This is a genomic window from Pseudoalteromonas piscicida (assembly GCF_000238315.3).
Classification (GTDB): domain Bacteria; phylum Pseudomonadota; class Gammaproteobacteria; order Enterobacterales; family Alteromonadaceae; genus Pseudoalteromonas; species Pseudoalteromonas piscicida.
The window spans coordinates 2,973,811-2,997,902 of the sequence record NZ_CP011924.1; the positions used below are offsets into that span (position 1 = coordinate 2,973,811).

Consider the following 24,092-nt stretch of genomic DNA (forward strand, 5'->3'; position numbering starts at 1 on the left):
TACGCAGCGATGCACATAAAAGCGAGAATCTAATCTATCGCAACTTTGCCATGCCAAGGAGTATGGCTTTTCAGCTGCAGCGTAAGTTCATCGCCATGTGCTAGGCTCCCTACCCCTTTTGGCGTTCCTGTTAAGACAATATCTCCTGGCTGAAGCGTAAAGTAACGAGCAATGTCCATTAGCAACTCAGTGATTGGAAAAATCATTAAGCTAGAGTCACCATGCTGTTTAAGCTCTCCATTTTGCCAAAAACGATATTCAATACTCTCAGCAAAGGTGTTTTCATCACATGGTACAAAAGGCGTCGTTGGGCAACTATTATCATAGGCCTTTGCCCGCTCCCATGGGTGTCCTTGTGCTTTTAGCTCACTTTGTAAGTCTCGTAATGTCAAGTCGAGTGCCAGCCCAATTCCAGCGATATGCTTGAGAGGCTCAGGGGTTTTTGCATCAATTTTGGTGCCTACCAATAGTGCAAGCTCGGCCTCATAATGATGTTCGCCAAGTGCGGCGTCCAACATCATTTCATTATTAAATGGTACTAAGCTCGTTGCTGGTTTGATAAACAACAGCGGACTGCTTGGAATGGGATTATCTAGCTCTTTGGCATGCGCTACGTAGTTTCTACCAACACAAACGATTTTTCCCGCTGGTAGACTTATTTTATTGTTTTCATTATCAATATGTTGATACATTTCACCCTCTCTGTACGGCCATAAGCTCCGGTTATGGAGCGTACCATAACCAAAGCGTTGTGCTAGCAAGTTATCATATAAACGGTATTATTCCGGTTTACAGACCCAGCGCACCATATCCTTAATTGAGGGTTCCTTGCCATACATCACCATACCCGCTTTAAACAAACGTCCTGCGGCAACACGGATAAGGTAGCAACCAAGTAATGCGCTGACCAACGCACATAACACTTGCCAAATGGGTACTTCAATTAATGCCATTTTTACTGGCATCACCACAAATGCGGTAAGCGGGAAAAGGCTCAAAATATCCACGGCAAGGCTGCTAGGACTATCAACAATCATAAACGCGATAACAATTGGCAATATAGGGATCATCATAAATCCTGTCTTGCCACTATGGTTAGGATCGTCAATAGCTGCGGCTATTGCTGCCATAAAGGCTGTTGCCATATAAAGACCGACTATCGCAAACAGAGTAAACCAAGGCAACATTGCAAAGTCTATCATCGTAAAGTCCAAGGCTTCGTTTTTTACAACGACTTGTATAAAAGCCATCGCCAACAAAAATGAAAATAACGTACTCAACATAGCCTTTAGACAATGGAGCATTTGACCAAATATTTTGCCGTCAATCCAAGTTTGCGCATTCATACAAGAATATAATTGCTCGGTAACACGCTGCTGCTTTTCTCCGGTGATAGACACGAAGATCTGTCCAAATGACGTAAAAATACCGATGAGCATCAATAGCATCACGCCAAATGCTGTCATCGAAGACTGGTTGTGTGCCTCCTTAACCGCATCCTTGGTATATTGATTGGAAACGCTCACAGGTTGCTGTAACAAAGCGAGCTGAGCGGCAGATAAATTAAAGCTCTGTGCGAGTTCGTTGCTGTAAAACTGCGTAAGCGCTACCTCAACTTCATTCTGCCAAGACATTTTACCCGTGGTAATCAGTTCAAACTGTAACGCCTCACCCGCTTGGGCTTGAAGTATCAAAATACCGTCAATTTCCTCTTGTTCTAACTGAGTCAGAAGCTCAGCTTTTGAAGCATCAACTCGCTTTAGAAGCAAAGGCTCAGGTAGCTGAGTTAAGTTCATGGCGGATGGTGTCGCGATAACATATTGCTCAGGTTCAAAAAACGAAGTGCTTTGCCAAAAATAGATAAGCAAGCCTATCGCCAGCATAATTGCTTTACCGATCAGCTCCTGCTTGAGTTTAAAAAAGTACATAAACTCCCATTTGGTCACTTGCAGTATCTGTTGCAGCTTATGAGACATGAATATTCTCCTGAGATTGCACTTTGCCTTGATGGGATTCGATTGCTTTTAGATAGAGTTGATGCAAGTCCATCGTTTTGGTTTCTATTCCTTGCAAAGTCGTTGATTTAGACAAATCGGCGAGCAGTAAATTAAGCTCTGAGGAGTTACTCAACTCAAACTTAATCTTATTCTGACTTAATTGAGTACACGCGACCCTGTAGTTACCTAAATTGAGCTCTGCGTAGTTCGTTGCCTCACTGAAACTCACTGTGATGTCGATGCCAACACCAACGTCCTGTTTTATTTCGGCTAATGTGCCATAAAGCACGGCTTGCCCGTGATTCATTAACAGCATTCGATCGGCAAGCTTTTCTACCATCGCCATCTGATGTGCGCTTAAAATAACTGTCATGCCTTGTGCTTTTAACGCTTCTAAAAACACCACCACCTTTTCTTGGTTGATGGGGTCAAGACCAGAGAAAGGCTCATCAAGCAATACAACCTTGGGTTTGTGCAATACTGCCGATATTAACTGTACTTTTTGCTGATTGCCTTTTGACAACGATTTCAACCGCTCATGCGCTCTGTCACTTAAGTCAAACTGCGTTAGCCAAGACTCTATCTGTGCTAGCGCTGCGTTTTTCTCAACACCGCGCGTAGCTTGGCAAAATAGAGCAAATTCTGCTGCACGGTTTTTTCAGCGTACAGCCCTCTATCTTCAGGGAGATAACCTAAACTTTGATGAGGGATCGATTGATATGCTTGCCCATCAATATTGACGGAGATTGTGCCGCTATCTGGATAGGTAAATCCAACCAGCATTCTCACGAGGGATGATTTACCCGCACCATTGGGGCCCAGTAGTGCAAAGATCTCACCTTGTTTAACGCTAAAACTTAGATTGTCTACTGCTTTTACCGAAACATATTGCTTCGACACCCCTGTTACTTGCAATAAATCTGGCATAACTTTCCTTTAAAAACGAATGAGGGCTTTCGAAAAGCCCTCTCCTACCTATATATCGATTAGAGTGACTTGATGTTATCGGCGGTTTTCTTATCAATCAGTTTTACAAACGGATCAACTCCCGCAAATTTCGGTAACTCTGTTACTTTCAGCTCAATCTTATTTTCACCCGATGTGATCGCGTGTTTTTGTAGATATAGCAGTGTTTCGTCACTTTGAATGTTGTTCGGATCGGCAGAGAATAAGGCTATATCAATCTCTTGATTAAGCGGAATTTCTTCTTCGTTACCTTCTCCATCTGCATGCTTTTTCGCAGCCTCAACCGTTAAGGTCACTGTATGAAGTTCTCCCGCTTGCGTCGCTTCTTGCACTTCAACACCTGCAAGCTTAAGCTCATACAACGTAATCGCATTGAACTGATCTTCGATAAATACTTGTTCTTGCTCTGAAGCCCCCGCTTTTAAGTAAGTCAAAAAGTCGAGTGTTGTTGGATAGATATCAGTTCTAAAACGATAGTCATTTAAGAAGCTTCTTAGTGCGCTATTGAGTCGCGTTTCTCCAAGTAAATCGTGCAGCGCTAACATCACGACAGAACCTTTATTGTAGTGAATGTACTGCTGACCGATTGTTCTGGATAACGCCCGCTCTTCATACGGATCAGAACCTCGTCCACTTAAATAGGTGTCTAGTTCATACTTCAAGAATTTACGGAGATTATGCTCGCCGTACTTTTCTTTCATCACCATAATGGCTGAATATTGCGACAACATTTCCGACAGGGTATTTGACCCCTCCACATTAGCACCAATCACCTGATGCGCCCACCATTGGTGCGCCAGCTCATGTGACGTCACATAGTAAGGTACATTGATATTGTCTGGGTTACGGGTGTCCGTCAAAAAGCCAATATTTTCCGAGTAAGGCACTGTATTGGCAAAGCTTTGCGCAAAGTCTCGGTAACGAGGAAACTCAATAATACGCATTTGCTTATGTTGGTAAGGTCCAAACTCTCGCGTGAAATAATCAATAGAGTCTTTAGTCGACTGCAGCATAGTGTCGACATTCCAGGCATGATCTTTATGGTAGTAAACCTCGAGCGCAATGCCTTTATACTCTTCCTGTTTCACCTCAAGATCCATTGACAAGATGTTATAGAAGTGCAGCATTGGCGCATCCATTTCATAGACATAGGTCGTACGGCCGTCTTTGCTGTATTTTGATTGCAAATAGCCCGGCACCATCGCAACTTGCGATTCATCCGTCGTCACCGTTGCGGCGAATGTGACGAAATTTTCCGCAAATAATGGTTCATGATGATAGTGTGTTTCTTCAATCTTATTACCACGTTTTAGTGGTTCAAGGCCGCGCTGGCGGCGCTCACTTTTGTCTTGAATTTGCTTATAGATGCTGTAACCAAATGTCGGGAACAACGTCGTGTTATCGATGAAAGTACCATTGTTCACCAAGGTTTCATCATTGCCTCTATCTACAAAGCCAAGTGTTTGCCGTACAACTGACATCGTAATTTCACGCTGCTCACCCGGTGTCATTGGTTGTGAGAGCTCAAGCCAAGCATGCTTAAAGATTTTATCCTCTTCACCAAGCGTAGCGCCAGCCATTTCAACTTGCCACTCTAATGTATGATCAGGTTTATTGACCAAGAAGCGAGTAATCTCTTTATCTGAGCGGTTTTCAACCAACAGCTTTACCTGCGCTTCAATACGACGTGTCTTTGGAAATACCTCAGCATTGAGCTGTACATCTAACGTGATTGGTACAGGGTCATCTCGATACTGGGCAAATTGTTGCTCATATTGCTCTGCGATATCTTCAGCTTCATCTTGTGTAATAAACTCATTGACCACTTGCGTGTTGTAGTAAATGTAGCCACCACTACCCACGAAGATTAAAGCACCACAAGCCAATAACGCTTTACCAGCGTTACCTAACTGATAGCCCATCAGTGCAATACGTGCTTTCAGCGTTTGCCCCGCACCACGAGGCCAAAGTGCATAGCTTAGTGTCGCTAACATCATGCTAAAACCAAACCAGTACACATTGTACCAATGTGCCGCGCTGAGGAAATGACCATAACCATTAATATCTGAGTACGGCACTGGGGAAGTTTCGCCTAAGTGATACATGTTGTGCTCAAAACCAAAGTTGGTCAGGACTATCGAAATAATGAAATAAACGACATATATTCCCATACCCATGTATTTGCTCGGACTCATCACCTGTATCAAAAATGCTAAGGTGGTTTGGAAAGCAAAACCTAACACATACAAATAACCCAAGCGCACAATATACTGGGCAAGATCTATCTGTGTCACACCCGACAATAGTTGATAGCTAATGGTTATCAAGCTACCAAATACACATAGCAGCGTCATCACCGCAACTAAGGCTATGTATTTAGAGCCCCAAAATACCCAGTTTGCAACAGGATAAGAGTCAACAATGTCTCCCATTCGCGAATCACGATCATGCCATACCAGCTCAGCGCTGTAGTACACCAACACAATGACCAATAATTGCCAGAAGCTGCCGTGGATAAGCTCTACCATTCTAAAGGTCACTGGCCATACTTCTGTGCCATACCAATTAAATGAACCAACCAATGCAGGTATTAAGGTTGCCACCGCCAAAATTAATAGCACTAAGAATGGATAGCTTTTAAGCACTTGCTTTACTTCAAAAGTGGTTCTGGTACAAAAGTGCACCCAACTACTACCTACGCTCGCTTTAAAATCAAAACGATTCAGTAATGCCGACGCTTGGCTACCATCTTCTTTGGCTTTGCTCTTGGTTTTTTGTTTTTGCGGTAAATAATGAGAAGTATTTAAGGCTAAAGCACCTAAACTGAGCAGTGCAACTGACATCCAAATTAAGCGGTTATAGAGCAGTTCATCAACTAGGCTTATGACTGACGTATTGCGATCTGCAATGGTCCAATATTCTGATTGCGCCGAAATAGCTGATAGGCCAAACATGTCTAAATATGCAGCAATAGTACGGTATTCGATATCTGAAAAAATACTATTTGCCACAAGATAAGTCACAAACAAACCCACAGCAACCAAGTACATTGCTATCATGGTTCTAAATTTTTGCGCCACCAGCGCAAATAGGCTCGCCATAAAGAACAGTGAAGGGGCCGCGATGACAAATAGTGGCGTTAGGTAATAGCTGAGTTTATTAGGCCCGATCAGTTCGGTATCCAACCAACCGACTAACCCGCCGATACCAGAACCTACCCAGATCCCCACTAAACACATTGAAAATACCAGCAAGGTGACAAGATATGCACCGAAAAATCGACCTAAACGATATTGAGCTAAGTGCAAGGGCTTACTCAAAATAAGTTCACTGAACTTACTTTGATCGTCTCTTATTACAGCGCTACCAACAAAGTTAACCACCAAAAAGATGGAAAAAATGGTCATGATGGCAACAGTTTGCAAGATGGCAAAGGGCGAGTTTACATTGACGTTACTGCCACCACCAATCTGTACGGAGTCCGAAACTGAGGCAAAAAAGGTGAGCAAAAATAGAATCAGAGAAGTCACATAAAAGGAAGGCTGACGGACAAAATACCGCAGCTCAAAACGCATCATTTTAAATAGCATCTGCCTACTCCTTACGCTGCTTGATTATTTCGATGAGTATGCAGAGTAGAAAAATAAACGTCCTCTAAATCGGCAGGTACCGCTTCAAACCCTTCAGGTGCTTGATCAGCAAATACGTTAAGTAAAGTCTGACCCGCGAATAAGCGCTTAGAAATAACCGGTAGGTTTTGCTCTACTTCTTTCGCTTCCGCAAGTGTGACCGACTTACGCCAGATTTTCCCCTGTAGCTGCTCAGTGAGTGCAATAGGATTACCTTCAAGTAAAATTTGTCCGCTCGCCAGCACGGCCATATTCGGACATAGCTCAGATACATCCTCCACGATATGCGTTGATAAGATAACCACTTTACTCTCACCTAAACCAACGAGTAGGTTGTGAAAACGATTACGTTCTTCTGGGTCTAATCCCGCAGTCGGTTCATCCACAATAAGTAAATCAGGATCGCCAAGTAATGCCTGGGCAATACCAAAACGTTGACGCATACCTCCGGAAAATCCGCTGACCGCATTTTTACGGTGATCATATAAGTTCGTTTGTGCGAGCAACCCGTCAACGGCTTCTTTACGCTCTTTTTTATTATTCAACCCTTTTAAAATTGCCATATGATCCAATAAATCATACGCACTAACACGTTGGTAAACACCGAAATCTTGCGGCAGATAGCCTAGACGAGCGCGGAGTGCCTTGGGCTCTTTTAAGACATTCACACCATCGAACTGTATGGTGCCAGCATCCGCTGACTGTAATGTGGCAATCGTGCGCATCAACGATGATTTTCCAGCGCCATTGGGTCCAAGTAAACCAAACATTCCCTTTGGAATAGTCAGGTTTACACCTCTCAAAGCATGAACACCATTATCATAGGTTTTTGAAAGTCCTGATATTTCGAGCATTTTTATTTCCTTTTCGGATTTTTATTATTGTCCTTTTTATAACATTTACCTAGGTTAGTGACAATTAACATAAACATATCAATTGCAAATAAAAGTAAACACTGAAACACTAAGAAACGTTCTTAGTTTACAAAACCCAAGGAAAACTAACATGCAAGATCACGCCAACCACCCACTGACGGATTTTATTGAATACCCTCACGAAGAAATGCTAAGTCGCGCGGAAGCATTCTTGGAAAACAGTAAGAGACGTCATAGTATCCGTGCTTTTAGCGACCGCCCAGTACCGCAAGAAATCATCGAAACCTGTATCAAAGCAGCGGGCACAGCCCCCAGTGGTGCAAATCATCAACCATGGCATTTCGTGGCGATTGGCAGCGCAGAAAAGAAAAAGCAGATCCGAGCTGCAGCCGAGGACCTCGAGCGCTCGTTTTACCAAGGCCGTGCCGGAGATGAGTGGTTGGATGCGTTAAAACCTTTGGGCACAAATGCACAAAAACCCTACTTAGAACATGCACCTTGGCTTATCGCTATTTTTAGTCAGAAAAAAGGTGGGATCCACGCGGAAGACAAAAATACCAACTACTATGTCCATGAATCGGTTGGGATAGCTACTGGGTTTCTTATCCAAGCCCTGCATAATGCAGGACTAGCCACACTGACCCATACACCTAAACCGATGAGCTTTTTAAGCGAGTTGTGCGGTAGAGATAAAGATAACGAACGTCCTTATATGTTATTGATTGCGGGCTATCCCAGTGAAGATGCAACTATTCCAGAGCACGCAACAGTGAAAAAATCACTCGCCGAAATCGCTTCGTTTATTTAATAGTTCAGATCAGCTAACTATCGCTGCACAGCTAGCTGATCGCCTTCGTTTAGGCCACTGATAACAATCGTTTTATTACCAGTCTCTTCGCCCAACCTGAGGTAGCGTTTGTGAAGCAGGCCACTTTCTATTACTTCAACCATCGCCAATTGACCATACTTGCTGATCATATTCGTTGGAATTTGGATAACCGCCTGCTCGCCAAGCACAAGCTCAACCAGCGCGTACATGCCAGGCACCACATTTTTCAGCAAAGGCATATCCAATTTAATAATAAAGCTACGCGCTTGGCTGTCGGCAATTGGCACCATTTCCGACACACGCGCGGTTTGGCTTATATCTAGCGCAGGTATGCGCACCTTAATCTCACTTCCTAACTGAATATGCTTAACTTGGCTCTCGCGAATTGGCGCTTCAATCTGTAATTGTAATGGATTGAATAGCGATATAATGGCGCCACCGGGGCTAACCATGCTGCCCGGCTCTTGTAAACGCGCCACCACTTTACCCGAAATAGGGGCTGTGATTTGCGTGTAACCCAGCGCGACTTCAGCACTGCGATACGCTTCTTGCAATGCCTTATCTTGTGCTTGTAACTCGTTCACAGTGGCTTGCCATTCATCCACTTGGTTAATCGCGATAAGCCCTTTTTCATTAAGAGATTTATTGCGTACTAATTGCTTAGTTGCTTGCTCTAGCTTGGCTGAATTCGCCGCTTGCTGCGCCGCCACTCTTTGCAGCTCAGCTTTAAGCTCGGCATCATCGAGTGTTGCTATCAGCTGTCCCGCAGTGACTTTATCACCGGCTCTGACGTTAAGCGTTTTAAGCTCCGCCAATAACCGACTGGACACTAACGTATTTTCTTTTGCGACCACACTCGCAGGCACTTGTTCAATCATCGCAATCAGCGACTTTTGAACGGTATAACGTGCTCCTTGATAAGCTGGAAGTTCGGACTTATTACCCGGAGCTAGCTTATTTTGGAATCCACCAGCAAGCCATACGACCATCAATAATAGGCAAAAAATAGCAAGAACAGGAATAAAGATTTTATTACGAGACATGAGAAGACTCCTGAACTGATGAGGTATTAAGGGATTGATTAGATGTCGATGATTCTTTGAATACTAAGTAATAAACGATAGGCACGACTAACAGTGAAAATAACGTTGAAGCAATGATCCCGAAGATAATAGCAAGGGCGAGGCCACTAAAAACGGGATCTAAGATAATCACCAAGTTGTCTAATAACGTCGTACCTGCTGTAAGTAATACTGGTCGCATTCTTACACTTCCCGCCGCAATCAATGCGTCGATAAGTGCCATACCAGCCGCGCGAGACTGATTAATAAATTCCACCAAAATCAGAGAATTTCTCACCACAATTCCGGCCAGCGCTATCATCCCTATCATCGCGGTCGCTGTAAATAACACGGGCTCTGGCGCACCTGCAATCACACGCTCACCAAATTGATTGAGCAACCAAAAGCCCGGCATAATCCCTATCATGGTGAGGGGAATAGCCGACATAATGATAAGTGATAAGCTACTAGATGCCGTTTGTATCCGCAGGATGATAAATATCGCCACCAGTGCAAATGCAAATGCGATCCCCATATCCCTAAATACATCTATGGTAATGCGCCACTCACCTTCGCCTTTAAAGGTATAGTGGGTTCCTTCTAACATCGACCAAATGACTCCACCGCCACTTTGTAGAAAGGTACGAGACGTCCAATTGCTCGGCGTTACCTGTTGGTTTTCATCCGCAACCACATCGGCAATCACCTCAGCTGGCGTGCGGCCATTTAGCTCCGCAAACACATAAATCACCTCTTGTAGGTCTTTTCGAAGGATCACGGGAGCCGTAGGGATAGATGTTAATTCGCCAAGTTCACCAATCGCCACAAGGGGCCTAGCAGCCTGCTCTAAGCCATATTCTTGAGTGGTTTTAGCCAACTCCTGACGACCACGAACTTGCATCGCCAATACGTTTTGCCACTGATTACGCTGCGCGTAACTCACACCTAACTCGATGGGCACCGTTGCGACCTCACCTTGAGTATATAAAAAGCCTGCTGACATGCCGCGGCTTGCAACTACTAGAGATTGATTAATATCCCCTGTGGCCACACCTGATAACGCGGCCTTTTGTTTATCAACCACAAACCGCTTTAACCATGTTGGCGAAGCCATTGAGGTGTCAACCTCAACCACATGTGGCTCCTGCCTTAAACGATGCGCTAACCTCTGGGCTGCTTGCTCTTGCGTATCACGAGCAACAAACGGATCTGCATAAACCTCTGCAACGAGTGTACTTAATACCGGAGGTCCAGGTGGCACTTCCACCACTTTTATTTGCGTCAAAGTTTGGTTAAAAGGCTGAAGCTTTTCACGCAGTCGCATGACGATGGCGTGAGATTGATGTTCGCGTTCACGCTTATCCACCAGTAAAACTCTAAGTTCGGCAAGATGCGTACCACTACGACGATAATAGCCTCGCACCATACCATTAAAATCCATACTGGAAGGCTTACCGACAAAAGCGGCGATGTCGGTCACTTCAGCTTCTGACCAAACGATTTGCTGTACTTGCCTCGTCATTGCGGCCGTTTGCTCAAGGCTGGTGCCCTCAGGCATATCTATCAGTACTTGGATTTCACTTTTATTGTCAAACGGCAGCAATTTCAGTGGTACGGCTCTAAAAATAGGGAGGCTCACACTCGCAACAAATAACCCTAACACGCCCCATAATAACCACTTGGCTTTGCGTGGGTTTTGTAAAATTGGCAGCATGATTTTGCTGTAGTACGAGTCTTGAGGCGCGACTTCACTTGTTTTTGAATCCGCTTTGAGTAACTTTTTAGACAGCCAAGGCGTCACTAAAAAAGCCACCAACGTCGAGGCAATGACACTAATGGGAACATTAAATGCCATCGGTGCCATATATGGGCCCATCATGCCAGTAATAAACGCCAATGGAATAAACGCCATGATGATAGTTAACGTTGACATCAAAAGCGCAGATTTGATCTCGACCATAGCAGCGACAATGTTATGATCTGTGTCAGCCGCCGCGCCGCGATGAATAAAACGGCTAATATTATCAATCCCAGTGATTGGGTCATCGACTAACAATCCCAGAGACAAAATAAGCGCAAACAAGGTGACCCGATTAATGGTGTAACCAAACGCAAAGTCCAACCCAAGTGTAATGCCATAGCAAATTGGCACAGCAAGACCAACCACAACGGCAGGCCGCCAACCTAAAAATACACCGACAAATACCACAACGGTAAATACCGCAAAGGCCAAGCTAGAGGTAAGATTATTGACTTTGTCATTGGCCGTCTCACCATAGTTTCTTAGTACTTTTACCGATACCTCAGCGGGAAGGATCTCATGTTGTAGCTGGGTTACAAGCGCTAAACTTTGCTCTGCAACCGTTACCGCATTACTTCCCTTTTGCTTCGCCACACCAATCGTCACTAATGGTGCATCAGCCTGACTGTCGCTGCTTGCTAACCACTGATAGCTATCGGGTTCACTAGGACCATCAATAACCCGAGCAACTTCTTTTAAAACTATGGCACGGCCATTGATTACATTCACCGTGAGACCTTCAAGTGCTGACTTATTACGAAGGACATCACCAGATTCAAAGGCAATCGTGTTACTGCCTGCCGTCACTTGTCCCACTCGTGTCACTAGATTACTACTTTGGATAGCACCTAAAACATCCATAGGTGTTGTTTGATGTGCGGCAAGCGCAGCTAAGTTCAACTCCACCCTAAGTGCTCTCGTGCGCCCGGTAATAACCGAAACCTCGCTGGTATCTGCGATACTCTGTAACTGGATAGCTAGTTCTTGTGCAAAGCGCGTTAGCGCGTAGTCATCATATAGTTGCGGCTTTGAACTTGTCAGTCCGAGCATAAGAATCGGAACGTCATCGACTTCTATTGGACGGATCTGCCACTGAGTGACAATTCCCGGCATAGTATGCTGATTGGCATACAGCTTAGTGTAGGTGTTGAGAATGGCTTTCTCTCTGTCTTCACCCACATGAAACCTTAACGTGACAACCGTACCACCGGTTTGGGTCGTAGAATAGACGTGTTCAACGCCTGGAATTTGCAGCAGTAACTTTTCAAGTGGAGTGGTGACCAATCGTGCCACTTCTGGTGAGGCAGTATTTGGTACCGACACATGAATATCCAGCATAGGCACCACTATCTGTGGTTCTTCCTCTCTTGGTGTCATTTGCAATGCAAATAATCCAAGTACCACAGCGCACAAGAAGATAATCGTTGGCAAACTGCCTTGTAGAGCATACCGAATGACACCATCTAACTTTTGCATCTCATTCGTTCCTAGTTACTCTGCACTTGAGGCGCAGAACAGCTGATATAAACTATCGAGTAGTACAGCGACTCGGCTATCTTTAACATGATAATAAATCGTCGCCCCCTCACGCCTAGTCGCCACGATTTGTGCCTTTCTCATGCTGGCTAAATGTTGTGATAAGGCAGACTGCGCTAACGGCACCATTTCATTAAGCTGGCTAACACTGAGCTCTTGCTTTTGCAATGCACACAAAATCATCAAGCGATTTTTATTCGCCATAAGCTTTAACAAGGCTTCTGCCTGTTCGGCATTTTGCGCCATTTGCTGCAGTTCCATGTTGACTCCCAAAAAATAAATACGCTTAAAGTATAGACACAAACATTAGCAATGTCTAATATTAGAAAAATCTAATATTTAAGGTGACACTCATTATGACCTTACATCCTCGTTAACCTGAGGTTTGGATAAGAAATGGCTAATTCATTATTTTTAGTCAAAAAGGCTTTTCTTCTTGTCTAGCCAGCAAGATTTAGGGAAAACAAGGCGAATTTACGCACCAATAGCGAGCTATTGGAAGTGAATTCAACGCAGTTAGCGCTAAAACTGGCTGCTAGAAAGGCATTAATTATCCGTGTCACTAGATTACTACTTTGGATAGCACCTAAAACATCCATAGGTGTTGTTTGATGTGCGGCAAGCGCAGCTAAGTTCAACTCCACCCTAAGTGCTCTCGTGCGCCCGGTAATAACCGAAACCTCGCTGGTATCTGCGATACTCTGTAACTGGATAGCTAGTTCTTGTGCAAAGCGCGTTAGCGCGTAGTCATCATATAGTTGCGGCTTTGAACTTGTCAGTCCGAGCATAAGAATCGGAACGTCATCGACTTCTATTGGACGGATCTGCCACTGAGTGACAATTCCCGGCATAGTATGCTGATTGGCATACAGCTTAGTGTAGGTGTTGAGAATGGCTTTCTCTCTGTCTTCACCCACATGAAACCTTAACGTGACAACCGTACCACCGGTTTGGGTCGTAGAATAGACGTGTTCAACGCCTGGAATTTGCAGCAGTAACTTTTCAAGTGGAGTGGTGACCAATCGTGCCACTTCTGGTGAGGCAGTATTTGGTACCGACACATGAATATCCAGCATAGGCACCACTATCTGTGGTTCTTCCTCTCTTGGTGTCATTTGCAATGCAAATAATCCAAGTACCACAGCGCACAAGAAGATAATCGTTGGCAAACTGCCTTGTAGAGCATACCGAATGACACCATCTAACTTTTGCATCTCATTCGTTCCTAGTTACTCTGCACTTGAGGCGCAGAACAGCTGATATAAACTATCGAGTAGTACAGCGACTCGGCTATCTTTAACATGATAATAAATCGTCGCCCCCTCACGCCTAGTCGCCACGATTTGTGCCTTTCTCATGCTGGCTAAATGTTGTGATAAGGCAGACTGCGCTAACGGCACCATTTCATTAAGCTGGCTAACACTGAGCTCTTGCTTTTGCAATGCACACAAAATCATCAAGCGATTTTTATTCGCCATAAGCTTTAACAAGGCTTCTGCCTGTTCGGCATTTTGCGCCATTTGCTGCAGTTCCATGTTGACTCCCAAAAAATAAATACGCTTAAAGTATAGACACAAACATTAGCAATGTCTAATATTAGAAAAATCTAATATTTAAGGTGACACTCATTATGACCTTACATCCTCGTTAACCTGAGGTTTGGATAAGAAATGGCTAATTCATTATTTTTAGTCAAAAAGGCTTTTCTTCTTGTCTAGCCAGCAAGATTTAGGGAAAACAAGGCGAATTTACGCACCAATAGCGAGCTATTGGAAGTGAATTCAACGCAGTTAGCGCTAAAACTGGCTGCTAGAAAGGCATTAATTATCCGAAGTTCAGGTTATTTAGATTAATCGCTGGTGTTATGTTTGCCATTTCTTTACTGCTCACACATTTTGTCAGCCCACATTGGGTTTGGTTTAGTGTGTTTATTTGTGTCAATTTAGTGCAGTCTGCTTTTACTAACTGGTGCCCTATGATCGTTATATTGAAGAAACTTGGCATTCAGGAAAGGTGAGTCATAATGAAACCGATAACCCAATAAGGAGCTATATATGCTGATATCTGCCCAAGATGTATTAAAGACAGTTAAGCCTAATCAACGCTGCATTGACGCGGTACAAGCAAAATCAGAGATTGCACAAAACAATGGTCTGGTTATCGACGTGAGAGAGCCGGCTGAACATAGTCAAAAAGCAGCCAACGGCGCGGTAAATATCCCAAGAGGACTGCTAGAATTTAAGCTTCCAGAGCTAGAAAAAGACGCAGACAGGCCAATTTATTTACACTGTGCTGCTGGTGGCCGTGCTATTTTTGCCGCAGAGCAACTAACACGTATCGGTTATACAAATGTCAGCGTAATTACCTGCAAAGCTGAAGTGGTGTGTGACACTTTATAAAAAAGGAGTGCTGTGCAGCACTCCTTGATTTTTCCTACGCGCGGTTTGGAATAATTTTAATTTCTACTCGGCGATTTTGTGCCTTACCTTGCTCGGTGCTATTGCTCGCGATTGGCTGAGACTCACCCATGCCCTCTGCGTACAAACGCGCAGGAAGTACCTGCTGCGATAATAAATACTGCTTTACGCTATTCGCGCGCTGTTCAGACAAAGTCTGATTGAAGCTCGCTGAACCAGTAGAGTCTGTATGCCCGACAATCGTTAAGAATGTCTTATCGTACTGCTGCATCACACGCGCGATGCCTTGAAGCGTATTGTAAAAGCCTGGGCTGATAGCTGACTTACCTGTCGCAAAGGTTATGTTTGATGGCAACACTAAGCGCATTTGGTCACCCTCACGAACCACCTCAACTCCCGTGCCCGCGAGCTCTTGGTTAAAAGCGGCTTCCTGCTTGTCCATATAGTTACCAATTGCGGCACCTGCAATTGCACCAACCGCAGCACCAATGGCAAGACGCTTATCTTTGTGGTTACCAGTAGCCTTACCTAACACCGCGCCGGTTGCAGCACCAATCGCCGCACCTTTACCTGTGTTATTCATTTCACATCCAGACAAAGCAACCACAACGGCTGCACCAATTAACATATTTCTTGCAATCATCTTCCCACCTGAGTTCGTTTCAACTTGATTGTCTATATTGTTGCAATAAACAATTAACTCTGGCTGAAGCCTTGCCGGTTTTTTTAAGGATGAGCAGGGATTAAGTCGCTTATATGCTCAGAAACTGGTGGCAGTTTATATTTTGCAACCACAGCATCAAGCTGCTTTCTCTCAGCCAATTGCTTCATCGTTAAACGAATGGTTTGCGCAAGCTCGGTGCCGCTGAAGCGTTTGCTCATTGCCATATGGCCATAAATCGGCTGAGCGTGGTGATAGGAGACTTTTTTCAACTTTTCAATGGGCTGACCAAGCACTTCCATCGCCACCTCAGCGGTGTCTTCAACTGCGATCACAAGGTCAACACGTCCTTTAAGCAATAAATCAAACGCCACTTGCTCACTAAACACAGGGACTTTATTGAGTTGACGGTCTTCATCAAAGCGAGGGTAAAAAACGCCGCCACGCATCACTGCAATCCGCTTGGTATAAAGATCCGTATATTGCTCCACCCGAATATCGCTGTCTTGCTTAGCGTAAAACACGAACGAAGATGTCAGCGCCATGTAGGCGGGTTCGACAAAGTCGATTAACTTTTCTCGTTGAGGCGTACGGATCAAACCACCCATGACGTCTACCTCACCTTGCGCTATCATCCGCATACAGCGTGAGAAAGGACAGGGAACGGCATTTATTTGATAATCAACACCAGCTTGAGCCTGTACTGTTGCCAATATATCTAAGATTAAACCTTGCACTTCACCACTGTCTTCAATAATGCTATATGGTGGCGCGTGATCAACAGCGACATTAATTTGCTGAGCAAAACAAGAGAAGTTCGCCAACAAAAAAAGTAAACACGGCGATAAAAAAGTCATTCGCATAATACTTATCCAACTGAGGCGCACTCGCGCCAAAAGTCATAAATATGTCATATAAAATTGTGAAGATATAAGGTTAACAATATCACAAGGTACACTATGTTTCTGAAAATATTTTACCAGTTTTTGTTATTAGGATGTACGAGCTTTGGGGGGCCTGCGGCTCATCTTGGATTCTTTAAAAAACACTTTGTCGATAACTTAAAATGGCTGAGTAACGAGCGCTATGCCAGTATGATCAGTCTGTCACAAATACTGCCAGGACCAGGTTCTAGCCAAGTAGGATTCGCGATTGGTTTAGAAAAAGCTGGAATACTAGGAGGGATCGCCGCCTTCTTAGGGTTTACGCTACCGTCTTTTTTGCTCATGGTCATGCTGGCATTAACCGCTGAGCAGCTTTCGGGCACTGCGTTGAATGTCATCGATGGGTTGAAATTGTTTGCTGTTGTCATCGTTGCCGATGCGGTAATGAGTATGGCGAAAAGCTTTTGTAAAACCACAGCACTCAAATTCGTCGCATTCTTCGCCACATTCACGCTGTTGATGCTGCCGAATTTAAGCGCGCAATTGGGTGTACTTATGGTGCTTGTCGTCGCGGGTTACTTTTACTCATTCAGCAATGCGCCAAGTAAACCGAGTCAATCAAAAAGCCAAATCAATTGGTCTGTATTTGCGCTATTTATTGGCCTATTTACGTTAACCTTTGCCGCGCTACCAAATCAACTATTTGCCGAGTTTTATCAAGCAGGTTCCTTGGTTTTTGGCGGCGGTCATGTCGTGCTACCGCTACTACAAACCAGTGTAGAGGGAGTCGCGCAAGAAACCTTCTTAACGGCTTATGCTGCCGCGCAAGCCATTCCAGGGCCGATGTTTACCATCGCAAGCTTTTTAGGCGCCGTTGTCGACAATACCCATCCCATTTTGGGCGCAGCAATTGCAACGCTCGCTATTTTCTTGCCGGGCCTACTGTTAATGTGGGCGTTTAACCAACAGTGGCAATCACTTATTGCATTGCCAAGGTTTGCCAGCATTAGCGCGGCCTTAAATGCCGGTGTTGTGGGGATTTTAGCCGCTGCGTTTTATCAACCAATTTGGCTTTCTGCGGTGCATAGCTTGCTCGATATCATCGCGGTGATATTAGGCTTTGTAGCACTTAAATGGTTAAAGCCCGCGATATGGCAGTTGCTTATCGCCTTTATGGTGTTTGGGGTTATCGCTGGAAGTGTATAGGCCACCTTTCAGTGGCCTGGCTGATTATTCTGAAGTTGCGTCAGGTTTGCTACCGGCGCGCACCTTCACGCGGTGTGCACCGAAGTAATCACTCACACTTTGGTATGGACGTAACCCAAATGCAGGCATTACGCTTAGCATGTAGTCCAGAATATCGGCTTGTAGGTGCTCATAAAACACCCAGCGCTTATCGCGACTAAAACAGTAAAACTCTAGAGGCAAACCATGTTGCGTGGGGGCAAGTTCCCTGACCATACATAAACAATCTTGATTGATGGCATCATGCTGCTTCAAGTAGGCCTCTGCATAGCGTCTAAATAAGCCTAAGTTGGTGATATCGCTTGGTACATCTTCAAGCTTTTCCAGCAGTGGATACTGCTCGGTTAGCAACGCTTGCTTTTGCTCAGGCAACGGCTCAATGCTAGTAAAATCAATGTGAATAGCGCGTTTGATACGGCGTCCTGCTGACTCTTGCATGGCACGCCAGTTTTTAAATGAATCAGAGATCAGCATATAGGTTGGTATGGTGGTGACGGTGTTATCCCAGTTACGTACCCTAACGGTATTTAAACCCAGATCAATCACCTCGCCATCTGCACCAAATGCGTCAACTTGGATCCAGTCGCCAGTGGTTACCAGTCGATTGGCTGCTATTTGGATACTCGCAACCAATCCCAAAATCGTATCTTTAAATACCAAAATAATGACTGCCGCGATAGCACCAAAACCGGAAAGAATATAAGTTGGTGATTTATCTACCAAGATACTGACCACCAATATAGAACAAACTATAAATATCAGTAGCTTAATTACCTGAATAATCCCTTGGATCGGCACTTCTTTGGCGAATGGAAAGAGGTTATAAACGCCATTACCTAAATTGACTAAACTACTAAATAAAAATCCAGATGCCACCACCAACATGACATACACCAGTGTTTCCAGCACGATAAACACCCAAGCAGGCGCGACAAATAGACGCTCGTGGTAGGCGGAAAAGACCAGTAAACACAATACAAAGGCAAAGCGGCCGCTAAATTTACTTAACTGAGGGGCAAGGTGACCAATTTTACGCGGTGAAATATGCCGCGCGAGGTTTTCAACATTGGGTAGCACTAAACGGCGGATCACCCAATATAAAAACAATAATCCAACAACCGCGACACCATTGGTGAATAAAGCACTGATCACAGTGCCTTGCGGTAACTCTTTTAACCACGGTTGAACGACGTCATGAAGGTGATCAAACTTCATAGCTGTTTTAGCTCCTCATTGAGCGTGTCATTTGGCTCAGTCGAATGCAGCCAATGCGCTTCGAGTTGGCAATCTTTGCGTTGCCAAACTTCATTCATAAAAGATTGAAACTGTACACGATAAACTTTATCGGCTTGATAGTTACCAAGCGGCACTTTTTCCATCGCGATGTAGTCTATTTTTACATCAATTGCGTCCAAGCGTCCAAGCGTAAATGCACGGCAAATATGCTCACCTTCTAACTCATAAGCCAAAGTCGCGTTGAGCATGCCGTCAAGTTGCTCAGATAACACTTCTAGGGCAAACGCTACACCACCCGCCTTTGGTTTGAGCAGATGCTTGAACGGGCTATTTTGATGCGCATGTTTGGCTTTAGTATGACGAGTACCTTCCACAAAATTAATTACCGTTGTGGGATGATCACGAAAATTGCGACAACTGGCTTTGGTACGCTCTACATCCATCCCTTTAAGCTTAGGGTTTTTGGCGATCTGCGCTTTACTCGCACGTTTCATAAATGGCATGCCCATTGCCCATGCACCGGTGCCAATAAAAGGCACGTATTTCAATTCATCTTTTAGAAAAAATTTAGGTGCAGGTAGTACCTCCATGGCACTAAGCACAACGATATCAAGCCAGCTAAGGTGATTGGAAATTAACAAATACCACCCTTGAGCGTGTAATTCTTTTGGCAAGCTCACTTGGATTTTGTCGCACGCGATGCGCAAACCAAGGTAATTGCCTTTACACCACATACCGTAAAAAAAGTGCAGTGCTGTAGAGATAAACTTAACTGGCACAAGCAATTTTATGATGCCAAACAATAGCACCAATAAACCACATACAAAGGTATTCACCAGCAGCCACACACTGGCCGATAGCCCGAGAAACCACTTAGGTAGTATTTGTTTTAACATCACAACATCCTTCTACTACTTTTTATCGGCAAGCTCCACAAGTTGTGCGTCTTTAGCTTGCCACAAGGCGTTTAATTCGGATTGGAAACGCACTCTAAATTCGGGATCATTCGTGTAGTCGCCGACCAAGTTTGCACTGACCGGCATTACTTCTACCTGAACATCTACTGACTTCACTTTACCAGCGATAAAGTCTGCGAAAGTTGGTACACCACCGGGATAGTGGATGGTGACATTCACCACTTTGCTGATTTGCTCACCCATGGCCTGCATCACAAATGCGATGCCTCCCGCTTTTGGTTTAAGCAGGTGTGTGAATGGGCTTTTTTGCTTACTATGCTTGGACTCGGTGTAACGCGTACCCTCAACGAAGTTTACAATACTCACAGGCATTGTTTTAAACTTTTCGCATGCTTTTCGCGTCGTTTCTATGTCTTTACCACGCAATTTAGGGTTTTTCTTTAATTGCGACTTGCTGGTTCGCGTCATAAAAGGAAAATCGAGCGCCCACCAAGCAAGACCTAGCACGGGTACGTAAAGCAGCTCTTTTTTCAAAAAGAAATTCAAAAACGGGATTTTGCCATGAAGCACTCGCTGCAACACTAAGATATCCACCCAACTTTGGTGATTGGCAATAACCAAGTACCAGTCTTTGCGTTTTAGCTCATCCAATCCGCTCACATTGAGCGTATACGGCGCAATGAGGTTTTGGCTCACTGAATTACACGCGACCCAGTTACTTGCGCACGCTTTAGCAATATAGCTCATGGCTTTTTGCAATGGTGGGATGGGTAGTAGCTTAATCAAGCCACAAATAAAGATCGGTATAAACCAAAATATAGTGTTAACGGCGTACAGCAAGATGCTGATCACTTTACGAATAAACGACATTCATTCCCTCATCGTGTTTTACGGCAGAGCTGTATCATACCTTGAAAATCACACACAATTAAGCCGACCAGTTGGTCGGCTATAATTTATTCCATTTCACTATCTAGAAATCAATCTTCGAAGTAAGTATAACCTTCAAGTCCAGCATTTAACTCTTGTAAATACTGAGCTTTAATTGACTCTGGCAACGACAACGCCGCGACTTGCTGTGCATAGTTCTCAGATAGTACCGCTTTGTCATAATGAACAAAGCGCAGTACATCTTCAACACTGTCGCCCTTGATTGCATTAGTGAGTTTATAACCCTCATCACAAAGCTCAACGTGTACTGAGTCGGTGTCACCAAATAAGTTATGTAAATCACCCAATATTTCTTGATAGGCCCCCACCAAGAACATCGCAACGTGATATTGCTCTCCCGGCACATACTCTGGAATGGGTAAACTTGACTCAATACCCGCACCCTCAACATAACTGTTGATTTGACCATCAGAATCACAGGTAATGTCCTGAATAATCGCCCTTTGCGTCAACGGCTGATTGAGCTTGTCGATAGGCATCACCGGAAATAGCTGGTCAATACCCCACACATCCGGCAGTGATTGGAACAACGAGAAGTTCACAAACAGTTTATCAGCCAGCTTTTCATTGAGGTCGTCTAATACTTCTCGGTGTGCTCTCGCATTCTCATTTAAGCACTCACGCACTTTATGAAGTGTCGTGAAGTAAAGCTGCTCAAGCTGCGCCCACTCTTGCATGCTGATCAAACCATGCACGTATTGGTCGTGTGCATCGCTGAACAAGTGCATAGCGTCATGATAAGTTTCTAAAGCCATGCGAGGGGTCAGTTGTGTCAACGAATGCCATAACTCTTGTAATACTGGTGGGCTGGTATCTTGTGGTTGCACCGGTTCGACTTGATTTGGTGCTTTTTCTACGTCGATCACATCCGTGATCAGCATCGCGTGATGGGCAGTTAATGCTCGGCCAGATTCAGTAATAATATCCGGATGCGGAATGCTATTGAGCTCCGCAATATCATGAAAAGCATGCACCACATTTTTCGCGTATTCCGCCACCGTATAATTCATAGAGCATGAGCTACGAGAACCTGAACCTTCATAGTCCACTCCGAGGCCACCGCCAACATCAACGATACGCAGCGGAACACCTAGTTGGTATAGCTCAGCATAGTGACGCGCACACTCTTTAAGCGCACGTTGGATATCACGAATATTGGCAACTTGCGAGCCGATATGGAAGTGTACCAACTGCATTAAGTGCAAACGATTATGCGACTTAAGTAGCTCAACCGCTTGCAGCACTTGGCTGGCAGTAAGACCAAACTTGCCTTTTTCACCACCAGTATTTTGCCACTTGCCCTTACCAACTGAATTAAGACGAATACGAATACCAATCGACGGTTCAATGCCTAAGTCGTCGATTTCCTGTAATAAGGTATCCAGCTCAGAGAGCTTTTCAACAACTATGTTTACTTGATGACCCATCGCTTGACCAATGCAAGCTAAGCGCAAGAACTCACTGTCTTTGTAGCCGTTACAGACAATGGTAATAGGTTGGTGTGCCACACCCAAAATTGCCATTAGCTCAGGCTTAGAGCCGGCTTCAAGACCAACAAGACCACTTGGATGCGCTAATAACTTGCTGACAACCGAGCGCTGCTGATTCACTTTTATTGGGTAAACACAGGTGTACTGGCCTTGGTAATCACGTTGAGTTCGTGCAGCAGTAAATGCTTGAGTCAAGGTATCGACACGATGTTTTAAAATGTCGGTAAAACGTACCAAAACCGGCAAAGTTAGCCCCTGCGCTTTAAATTGCTCAGTTAACTCTGGAAGAAGAATTGGTGGCTTAGTGCGATCACCATCAGGAAACGCCACTAACTGGCCCTGTTCATTGATATCAAAATAGCCGTCACTCCAGTGAGTAACGTTATAGATAGAACGTGCTGTTTGCAGACCCCAAGTCATTGCTGCTCTCAATTAATTCTTTATAAAGCTTCATTCTAATACGCGAGGCTAGTCAATGCGACCTAAAGTTGCGTTTTCATTAGCTTACAAACCTGATAAATAGCCCATGCTTGATTAGGACTAATATGAGGCAAAGTACAAAATGTTGACTAAAATTGATTGAGCAAAGGCGCAAGCACTGGCAAAATTGCCTTAATTTTTATCAAGTGTGAACACAATCATGGCAAACTTAGAAGCAAACCGTTGGTTTACAGAAATTAGCGACCGCGATGGCAGCGCTTTTTCACTTAGAGTCAACAAAAAATTAGACGAAATCCAATCACCATTTCAAAAAGTAGAAATGTTTGAAACGACGGATTTTGGTAACCTGATGATCATTGACGGTTGCACTATGGTGAGCACGCGTGAAAACTTTTTCTATCACGAAATGATGAGTCACCCGGCGCTATTCTCGCACCCTGCACCTAAAAATGTTGTGATCATTGGCGGTGGCGACTGTGGCACATTGCGTGAAGTATTAAAGCACCCTGGCGTTGAAAAAGTAACTCAGATTGATATCGACGAAGTTGTAACGCAAATGTCTTTGAAATACTTCCCTGAGCTTTGTGAGTCTAATAACGATCCTCGCGCAACTGTAATGTTTGATGATGGCATCAAATATATGCGTGAAGCCGAAGCAGAGTCTATCGACGTTATTATCGTTGATGGCACCGATCCTGTTGGCCCTGGTGAAGGTTTATTCAACCATGCATTCTATAAGAGCTGTTTAGCAGCGCTTCGAACTGGCGGTATCATGATCCAGCAGAGCGAATCACCACTGATGCACATGCCGTTGCTATTAGAAATGCGCGATGCAATGTTGGAAGTAGGCTTTGTTGATCTGCAAACCCTGCCTTTCCCACAGCCAATCTACCCAAGCGGTCTGTGGTCAGCAACGATGGCGCGTAAAGATCAAAAGTTTGCCGGATTCCGCGAGCAAGACGTTGATAACGCAACATTTGATACTGAGTACTACAACACAGGTATTCATAAGGGTGCATTAGCAACACCTAACTTTATGAAGCGTGCTTTCGAAAAGTAGGCCGAATCAGAACATAAATTTAATTGTTAAAGTGTAGTGGCTCATATCTGACCCTACAGCCTTGATGATTCGGTTAACATTTCACCTACTCTGAAG

General features: G+C 44.4%; 21 protein-coding genes and 1 pseudogene. 5 read left to right on the plus strand and 17 right to left on the minus strand.

Features of this window, described 5'->3' with window-relative positions; genetic code table 11:
* Positions 1 to 29: 29 nt before the first annotated feature.
* The 6 genes from PPIS_RS13855 to PPIS_RS13875 form a co-directional block, all read right to left on the minus strand.
* Positions 30 to 692: a fumarylacetoacetate hydrolase family protein gene (locus tag PPIS_RS13855; RefSeq protein WP_010378227.1), complete on the minus strand. Its 663-nt coding sequence runs from the start codon at positions 690 to 692 to the stop codon at positions 30 to 32.
* Positions 693 to 779: 87 nt separating this feature from the next.
* Positions 780 to 1,976: an ABC transporter permease gene (locus tag PPIS_RS13860; protein WP_010378225.1), complete on the minus strand. Its 1,197-nt coding sequence runs from the start codon at positions 1,974 to 1,976 to the stop codon at positions 780 to 782.
* Complete coding sequence (locus PPIS_RS25705; protein WP_407873785.1) at positions 1,966 to 2,520, minus strand: AAA family ATPase; 555 nt, start codon at positions 2,518 to 2,520, stop codon at positions 1,966 to 1,968. The genes PPIS_RS13860 and PPIS_RS25705 overlap by 11 nt, the downstream gene beginning before the upstream one ends.
* 65 nt (positions 2,521 to 2,585) lie before the next feature.
* Entirely contained in the window at positions 2,586 to 2,924 is a 339-nt protein-coding gene (locus PPIS_RS25710) for an ATP-binding cassette domain-containing protein (RefSeq protein ID WP_321527285.1), read from the minus strand.
* Positions 2,925 to 2,983: 59 nt separating this feature from the next.
* Positions 2,984 to 6,553, minus strand: coding sequence for an ABC transporter permease/M1 family aminopeptidase (locus PPIS_RS13870; RefSeq protein ID WP_010378223.1), 3,570 nt, complete (start codon positions 6,551 to 6,553; stop codon positions 2,984 to 2,986).
* A gap of 11 nt (positions 6,554 to 6,564) precedes the next feature.
* A complete protein-coding gene (locus tag PPIS_RS13875; RefSeq protein WP_010378221.1) occupies positions 6,565 to 7,446 on the minus strand; it encodes an ABC transporter ATP-binding protein in 882 nt (293 codons plus the stop codon).
* A gap of 151 nt (positions 7,447 to 7,597) precedes the next feature.
* Between PPIS_RS13875 and PPIS_RS13880 the strand changes: the two genes are divergently transcribed.
* Positions 7,598 to 8,275, plus strand: a complete 678-nt coding sequence (locus PPIS_RS13880; protein ID WP_010378219.1) for a nitroreductase family protein — start codon at positions 7,598 to 7,600, stop codon at positions 8,273 to 8,275.
* Between the two features lie 17 nt (positions 8,276 to 8,292).
* On the opposite strand, the gene PPIS_RS13885 is transcribed toward PPIS_RS13880, so the two are convergent.
* The 5 genes and pseudogenes from PPIS_RS13885 to PPIS_RS13905 form a co-directional block, all read right to left on the minus strand.
* Positions 8,293 to 9,339, minus strand: coding sequence for an efflux RND transporter periplasmic adaptor subunit (locus tag PPIS_RS13885; protein WP_010378216.1), 1,047 nt, complete (start codon positions 9,337 to 9,339; stop codon positions 8,293 to 8,295).
* The gene (locus PPIS_RS13890; RefSeq protein ID WP_010378214.1) at positions 9,329 to 12,634 is read right to left on the minus strand and encodes an efflux RND transporter permease subunit; all 3,306 of its coding nucleotides are present in this window, start codon (positions 12,632 to 12,634) and stop codon (positions 9,329 to 9,331) included. Before PPIS_RS13890 ends, PPIS_RS13885 begins: the two co-directional genes overlap by 11 nt.
* Before the next feature lie 15 nt (positions 12,635 to 12,649).
* Positions 12,650 to 12,955: an ArsR/SmtB family transcription factor gene (locus tag PPIS_RS13895; RefSeq protein WP_010378211.1), complete on the minus strand. Its 306-nt coding sequence runs from the start codon at positions 12,953 to 12,955 to the stop codon at positions 12,650 to 12,652.
* Between the two features lie 290 nt (positions 12,956 to 13,245).
* Positions 13,246 to 13,908 (minus strand): annotated as a pseudogene (locus PPIS_RS13900) (efflux RND transporter permease subunit); the annotation flags it as partial.
* Between the two features lie 15 nt (positions 13,909 to 13,923).
* Entirely contained in the window at positions 13,924 to 14,229 is a 306-nt protein-coding gene (locus PPIS_RS13905; RefSeq protein WP_010378211.1) for an ArsR/SmtB family transcription factor, read from the minus strand.
* 329 nt (positions 14,230 to 14,558) lie between these two features.
* On the opposite strand from PPIS_RS13905, the gene PPIS_RS13910 reads away from it, so the two are divergent.
* Together PPIS_RS13910 and PPIS_RS13915 are read left to right on the plus strand one after the other, a co-directional pair.
* A complete protein-coding gene (locus PPIS_RS13910; protein WP_010378208.1) occupies positions 14,559 to 14,711 on the plus strand; it encodes a YgaP family membrane protein in 153 nt (50 codons plus the stop codon).
* A gap of 37 nt (positions 14,712 to 14,748) precedes the next feature.
* The gene (locus tag PPIS_RS13915) at positions 14,749 to 15,093 is read left to right on the plus strand and encodes a rhodanese-like domain-containing protein (protein WP_010378206.1); all 345 of its coding nucleotides are present in this window, start codon (positions 14,749 to 14,751) and stop codon (positions 15,091 to 15,093) included.
* Between the two features lie 34 nt (positions 15,094 to 15,127).
* Here the strand turns inward: PPIS_RS13915 and PPIS_RS13920 are convergent, their stop codons facing one another.
* Positions 15,128 to 15,754 (minus strand): YiaD family glycine zipper/OmpA-like lipoprotein, encoded by a 627-nt coding sequence (locus tag PPIS_RS13920; RefSeq protein ID WP_010378204.1) that lies wholly within the window; start codon positions 15,752 to 15,754, stop codon positions 15,128 to 15,130.
* An 83-nt stretch (positions 15,755 to 15,837) separates the two neighbouring features.
* Positions 15,838 to 16,629, minus strand: coding sequence for a substrate-binding periplasmic protein (locus PPIS_RS13925; protein WP_010378201.1), 792 nt, complete (start codon positions 16,627 to 16,629; stop codon positions 15,838 to 15,840).
* 102 nt (positions 16,630 to 16,731) lie between these two features.
* Between PPIS_RS13925 and chrA the strand changes: the two genes are divergently transcribed.
* Entirely contained in the window at positions 16,732 to 17,862 is a 1,131-nt protein-coding gene (gene chrA / locus PPIS_RS13930) for a chromate efflux transporter (RefSeq protein ID WP_010378199.1), read from the plus strand.
* Positions 17,863 to 17,886: 24 nt separating this feature from the next.
* Here chrA and PPIS_RS13935 read toward each other — a convergent pair whose 3' ends face one another.
* The 4 genes from PPIS_RS13935 to speA form a co-directional block, all read right to left on the minus strand.
* Complete coding sequence (locus PPIS_RS13935; protein WP_010378197.1) at positions 17,887 to 19,116, minus strand: mechanosensitive ion channel family protein; 1,230 nt, start codon at positions 19,114 to 19,116, stop codon at positions 17,887 to 17,889.
* Entirely contained in the window at positions 19,113 to 20,033 is a 921-nt protein-coding gene (locus tag PPIS_RS13940; protein WP_010378195.1) for an acetyltransferase, read from the minus strand. The genes PPIS_RS13935 and PPIS_RS13940 overlap by 4 nt, the downstream gene beginning before the upstream one ends.
* 15 nt (positions 20,034 to 20,048) lie before the next feature.
* A complete protein-coding gene (locus tag PPIS_RS13945; protein ID WP_010378193.1) occupies positions 20,049 to 20,924 on the minus strand; it encodes an acyltransferase in 876 nt (291 codons plus the stop codon).
* A 110-nt stretch (positions 20,925 to 21,034) separates the two neighbouring features.
* Positions 21,035 to 22,915, minus strand: coding sequence for a biosynthetic arginine decarboxylase (gene speA, locus PPIS_RS13950; protein WP_010378190.1), 1,881 nt, complete (start codon positions 22,913 to 22,915; stop codon positions 21,035 to 21,037).
* Positions 22,916 to 23,135: 220 nt separating this feature from the next.
* Here speA and speE point away from each other — a divergent pair, with 220 nt between their 5' ends.
* On the plus strand, positions 23,136 to 23,996 hold the full coding sequence (gene speE / locus PPIS_RS13955) for a polyamine aminopropyltransferase (protein WP_010378188.1): 861 nt from the start codon (positions 23,136 to 23,138) through the stop codon (positions 23,994 to 23,996).
* The last annotated feature ends 96 nt before the right edge of the window (positions 23,997 to 24,092 follow it).

Coding starts and splice junctions, on each gene's coding strand:
- PPIS_RS13855 (WP_010378227.1), bottom strand. CDS start 692: ATGTATCAACATATTGATAATGAAAACAATAAAATAAGTCTACCAGCG.
- PPIS_RS13860 (WP_010378225.1), bottom strand. CDS start 1,976: ATGTCTCATAAGCTGCAACAGATACTGCAAGTGACCAAATGGGAGTTT.
- PPIS_RS25710 (WP_321527285.1), bottom strand. CDS start 2,924: ATGCCAGATTTATTGCAAGTAACAGGGGTGTCGAAGCAATATGTTTCG.
- PPIS_RS13870 (WP_010378223.1), bottom strand. CDS start 6,553: ATGCTATTTAAAATGATGCGTTTTGAGCTGCGGTATTTTGTCCGTCAG.
- PPIS_RS13875 (WP_010378221.1), bottom strand. CDS start 7,446: ATGCTCGAAATATCAGGACTTTCAAAAACCTATGATAATGGTGTTCAT.
- PPIS_RS13880 (WP_010378219.1), top strand. CDS start 7,598: ATGCAAGATCACGCCAACCACCCACTGACGGATTTTATTGAATACCCT.
- PPIS_RS13885 (WP_010378216.1), bottom strand. CDS start 9,339: ATGTCTCGTAATAAAATCTTTATTCCTGTTCTTGCTATTTTTTGCCTA.
- PPIS_RS13890 (WP_010378214.1), bottom strand. CDS start 12,634: ATGCAAAAGTTAGATGGTGTCATTCGGTATGCTCTACAAGGCAGTTTG.
- PPIS_RS13895 (WP_010378211.1), bottom strand. CDS start 12,955: ATGGAACTGCAGCAAATGGCGCAAAATGCCGAACAGGCAGAAGCCTTG.
- PPIS_RS13905 (WP_010378211.1), bottom strand. CDS start 14,229: ATGGAACTGCAGCAAATGGCGCAAAATGCCGAACAGGCAGAAGCCTTG.
- PPIS_RS13910 (WP_010378208.1), top strand. CDS start 14,559: ATGTTTGCCATTTCTTTACTGCTCACACATTTTGTCAGCCCACATTGG.
- PPIS_RS13915 (WP_010378206.1), top strand. CDS start 14,749: ATGCTGATATCTGCCCAAGATGTATTAAAGACAGTTAAGCCTAATCAA.
- PPIS_RS13920 (WP_010378204.1), bottom strand. CDS start 15,754: ATGATTGCAAGAAATATGTTAATTGGTGCAGCCGTTGTGGTTGCTTTG.
- PPIS_RS13925 (WP_010378201.1), bottom strand. CDS start 16,629: ATGACTTTTTTATCGCCGTGTTTACTTTTTTTGTTGGCGAACTTCTCT.
- chrA (WP_010378199.1), top strand. CDS start 16,732: ATGTTTCTGAAAATATTTTACCAGTTTTTGTTATTAGGATGTACGAGC.
- PPIS_RS13935 (WP_010378197.1), bottom strand. CDS start 19,116: ATGAAGTTTGATCACCTTCATGACGTCGTTCAACCGTGGTTAAAAGAG.
- PPIS_RS13940 (WP_010378195.1), bottom strand. CDS start 20,033: ATGTTAAAACAAATACTACCTAAGTGGTTTCTCGGGCTATCGGCCAGT.
- PPIS_RS13945 (WP_010378193.1), bottom strand. CDS start 20,924: ATGTCGTTTATTCGTAAAGTGATCAGCATCTTGCTGTACGCCGTTAAC.
- speA (WP_010378190.1), bottom strand. CDS start 22,915: ATGACTTGGGGTCTGCAAACAGCACGTTCTATCTATAACGTTACTCAC.
- speE (WP_010378188.1), top strand. CDS start 23,136: ATGGCAAACTTAGAAGCAAACCGTTGGTTTACAGAAATTAGCGACCGC.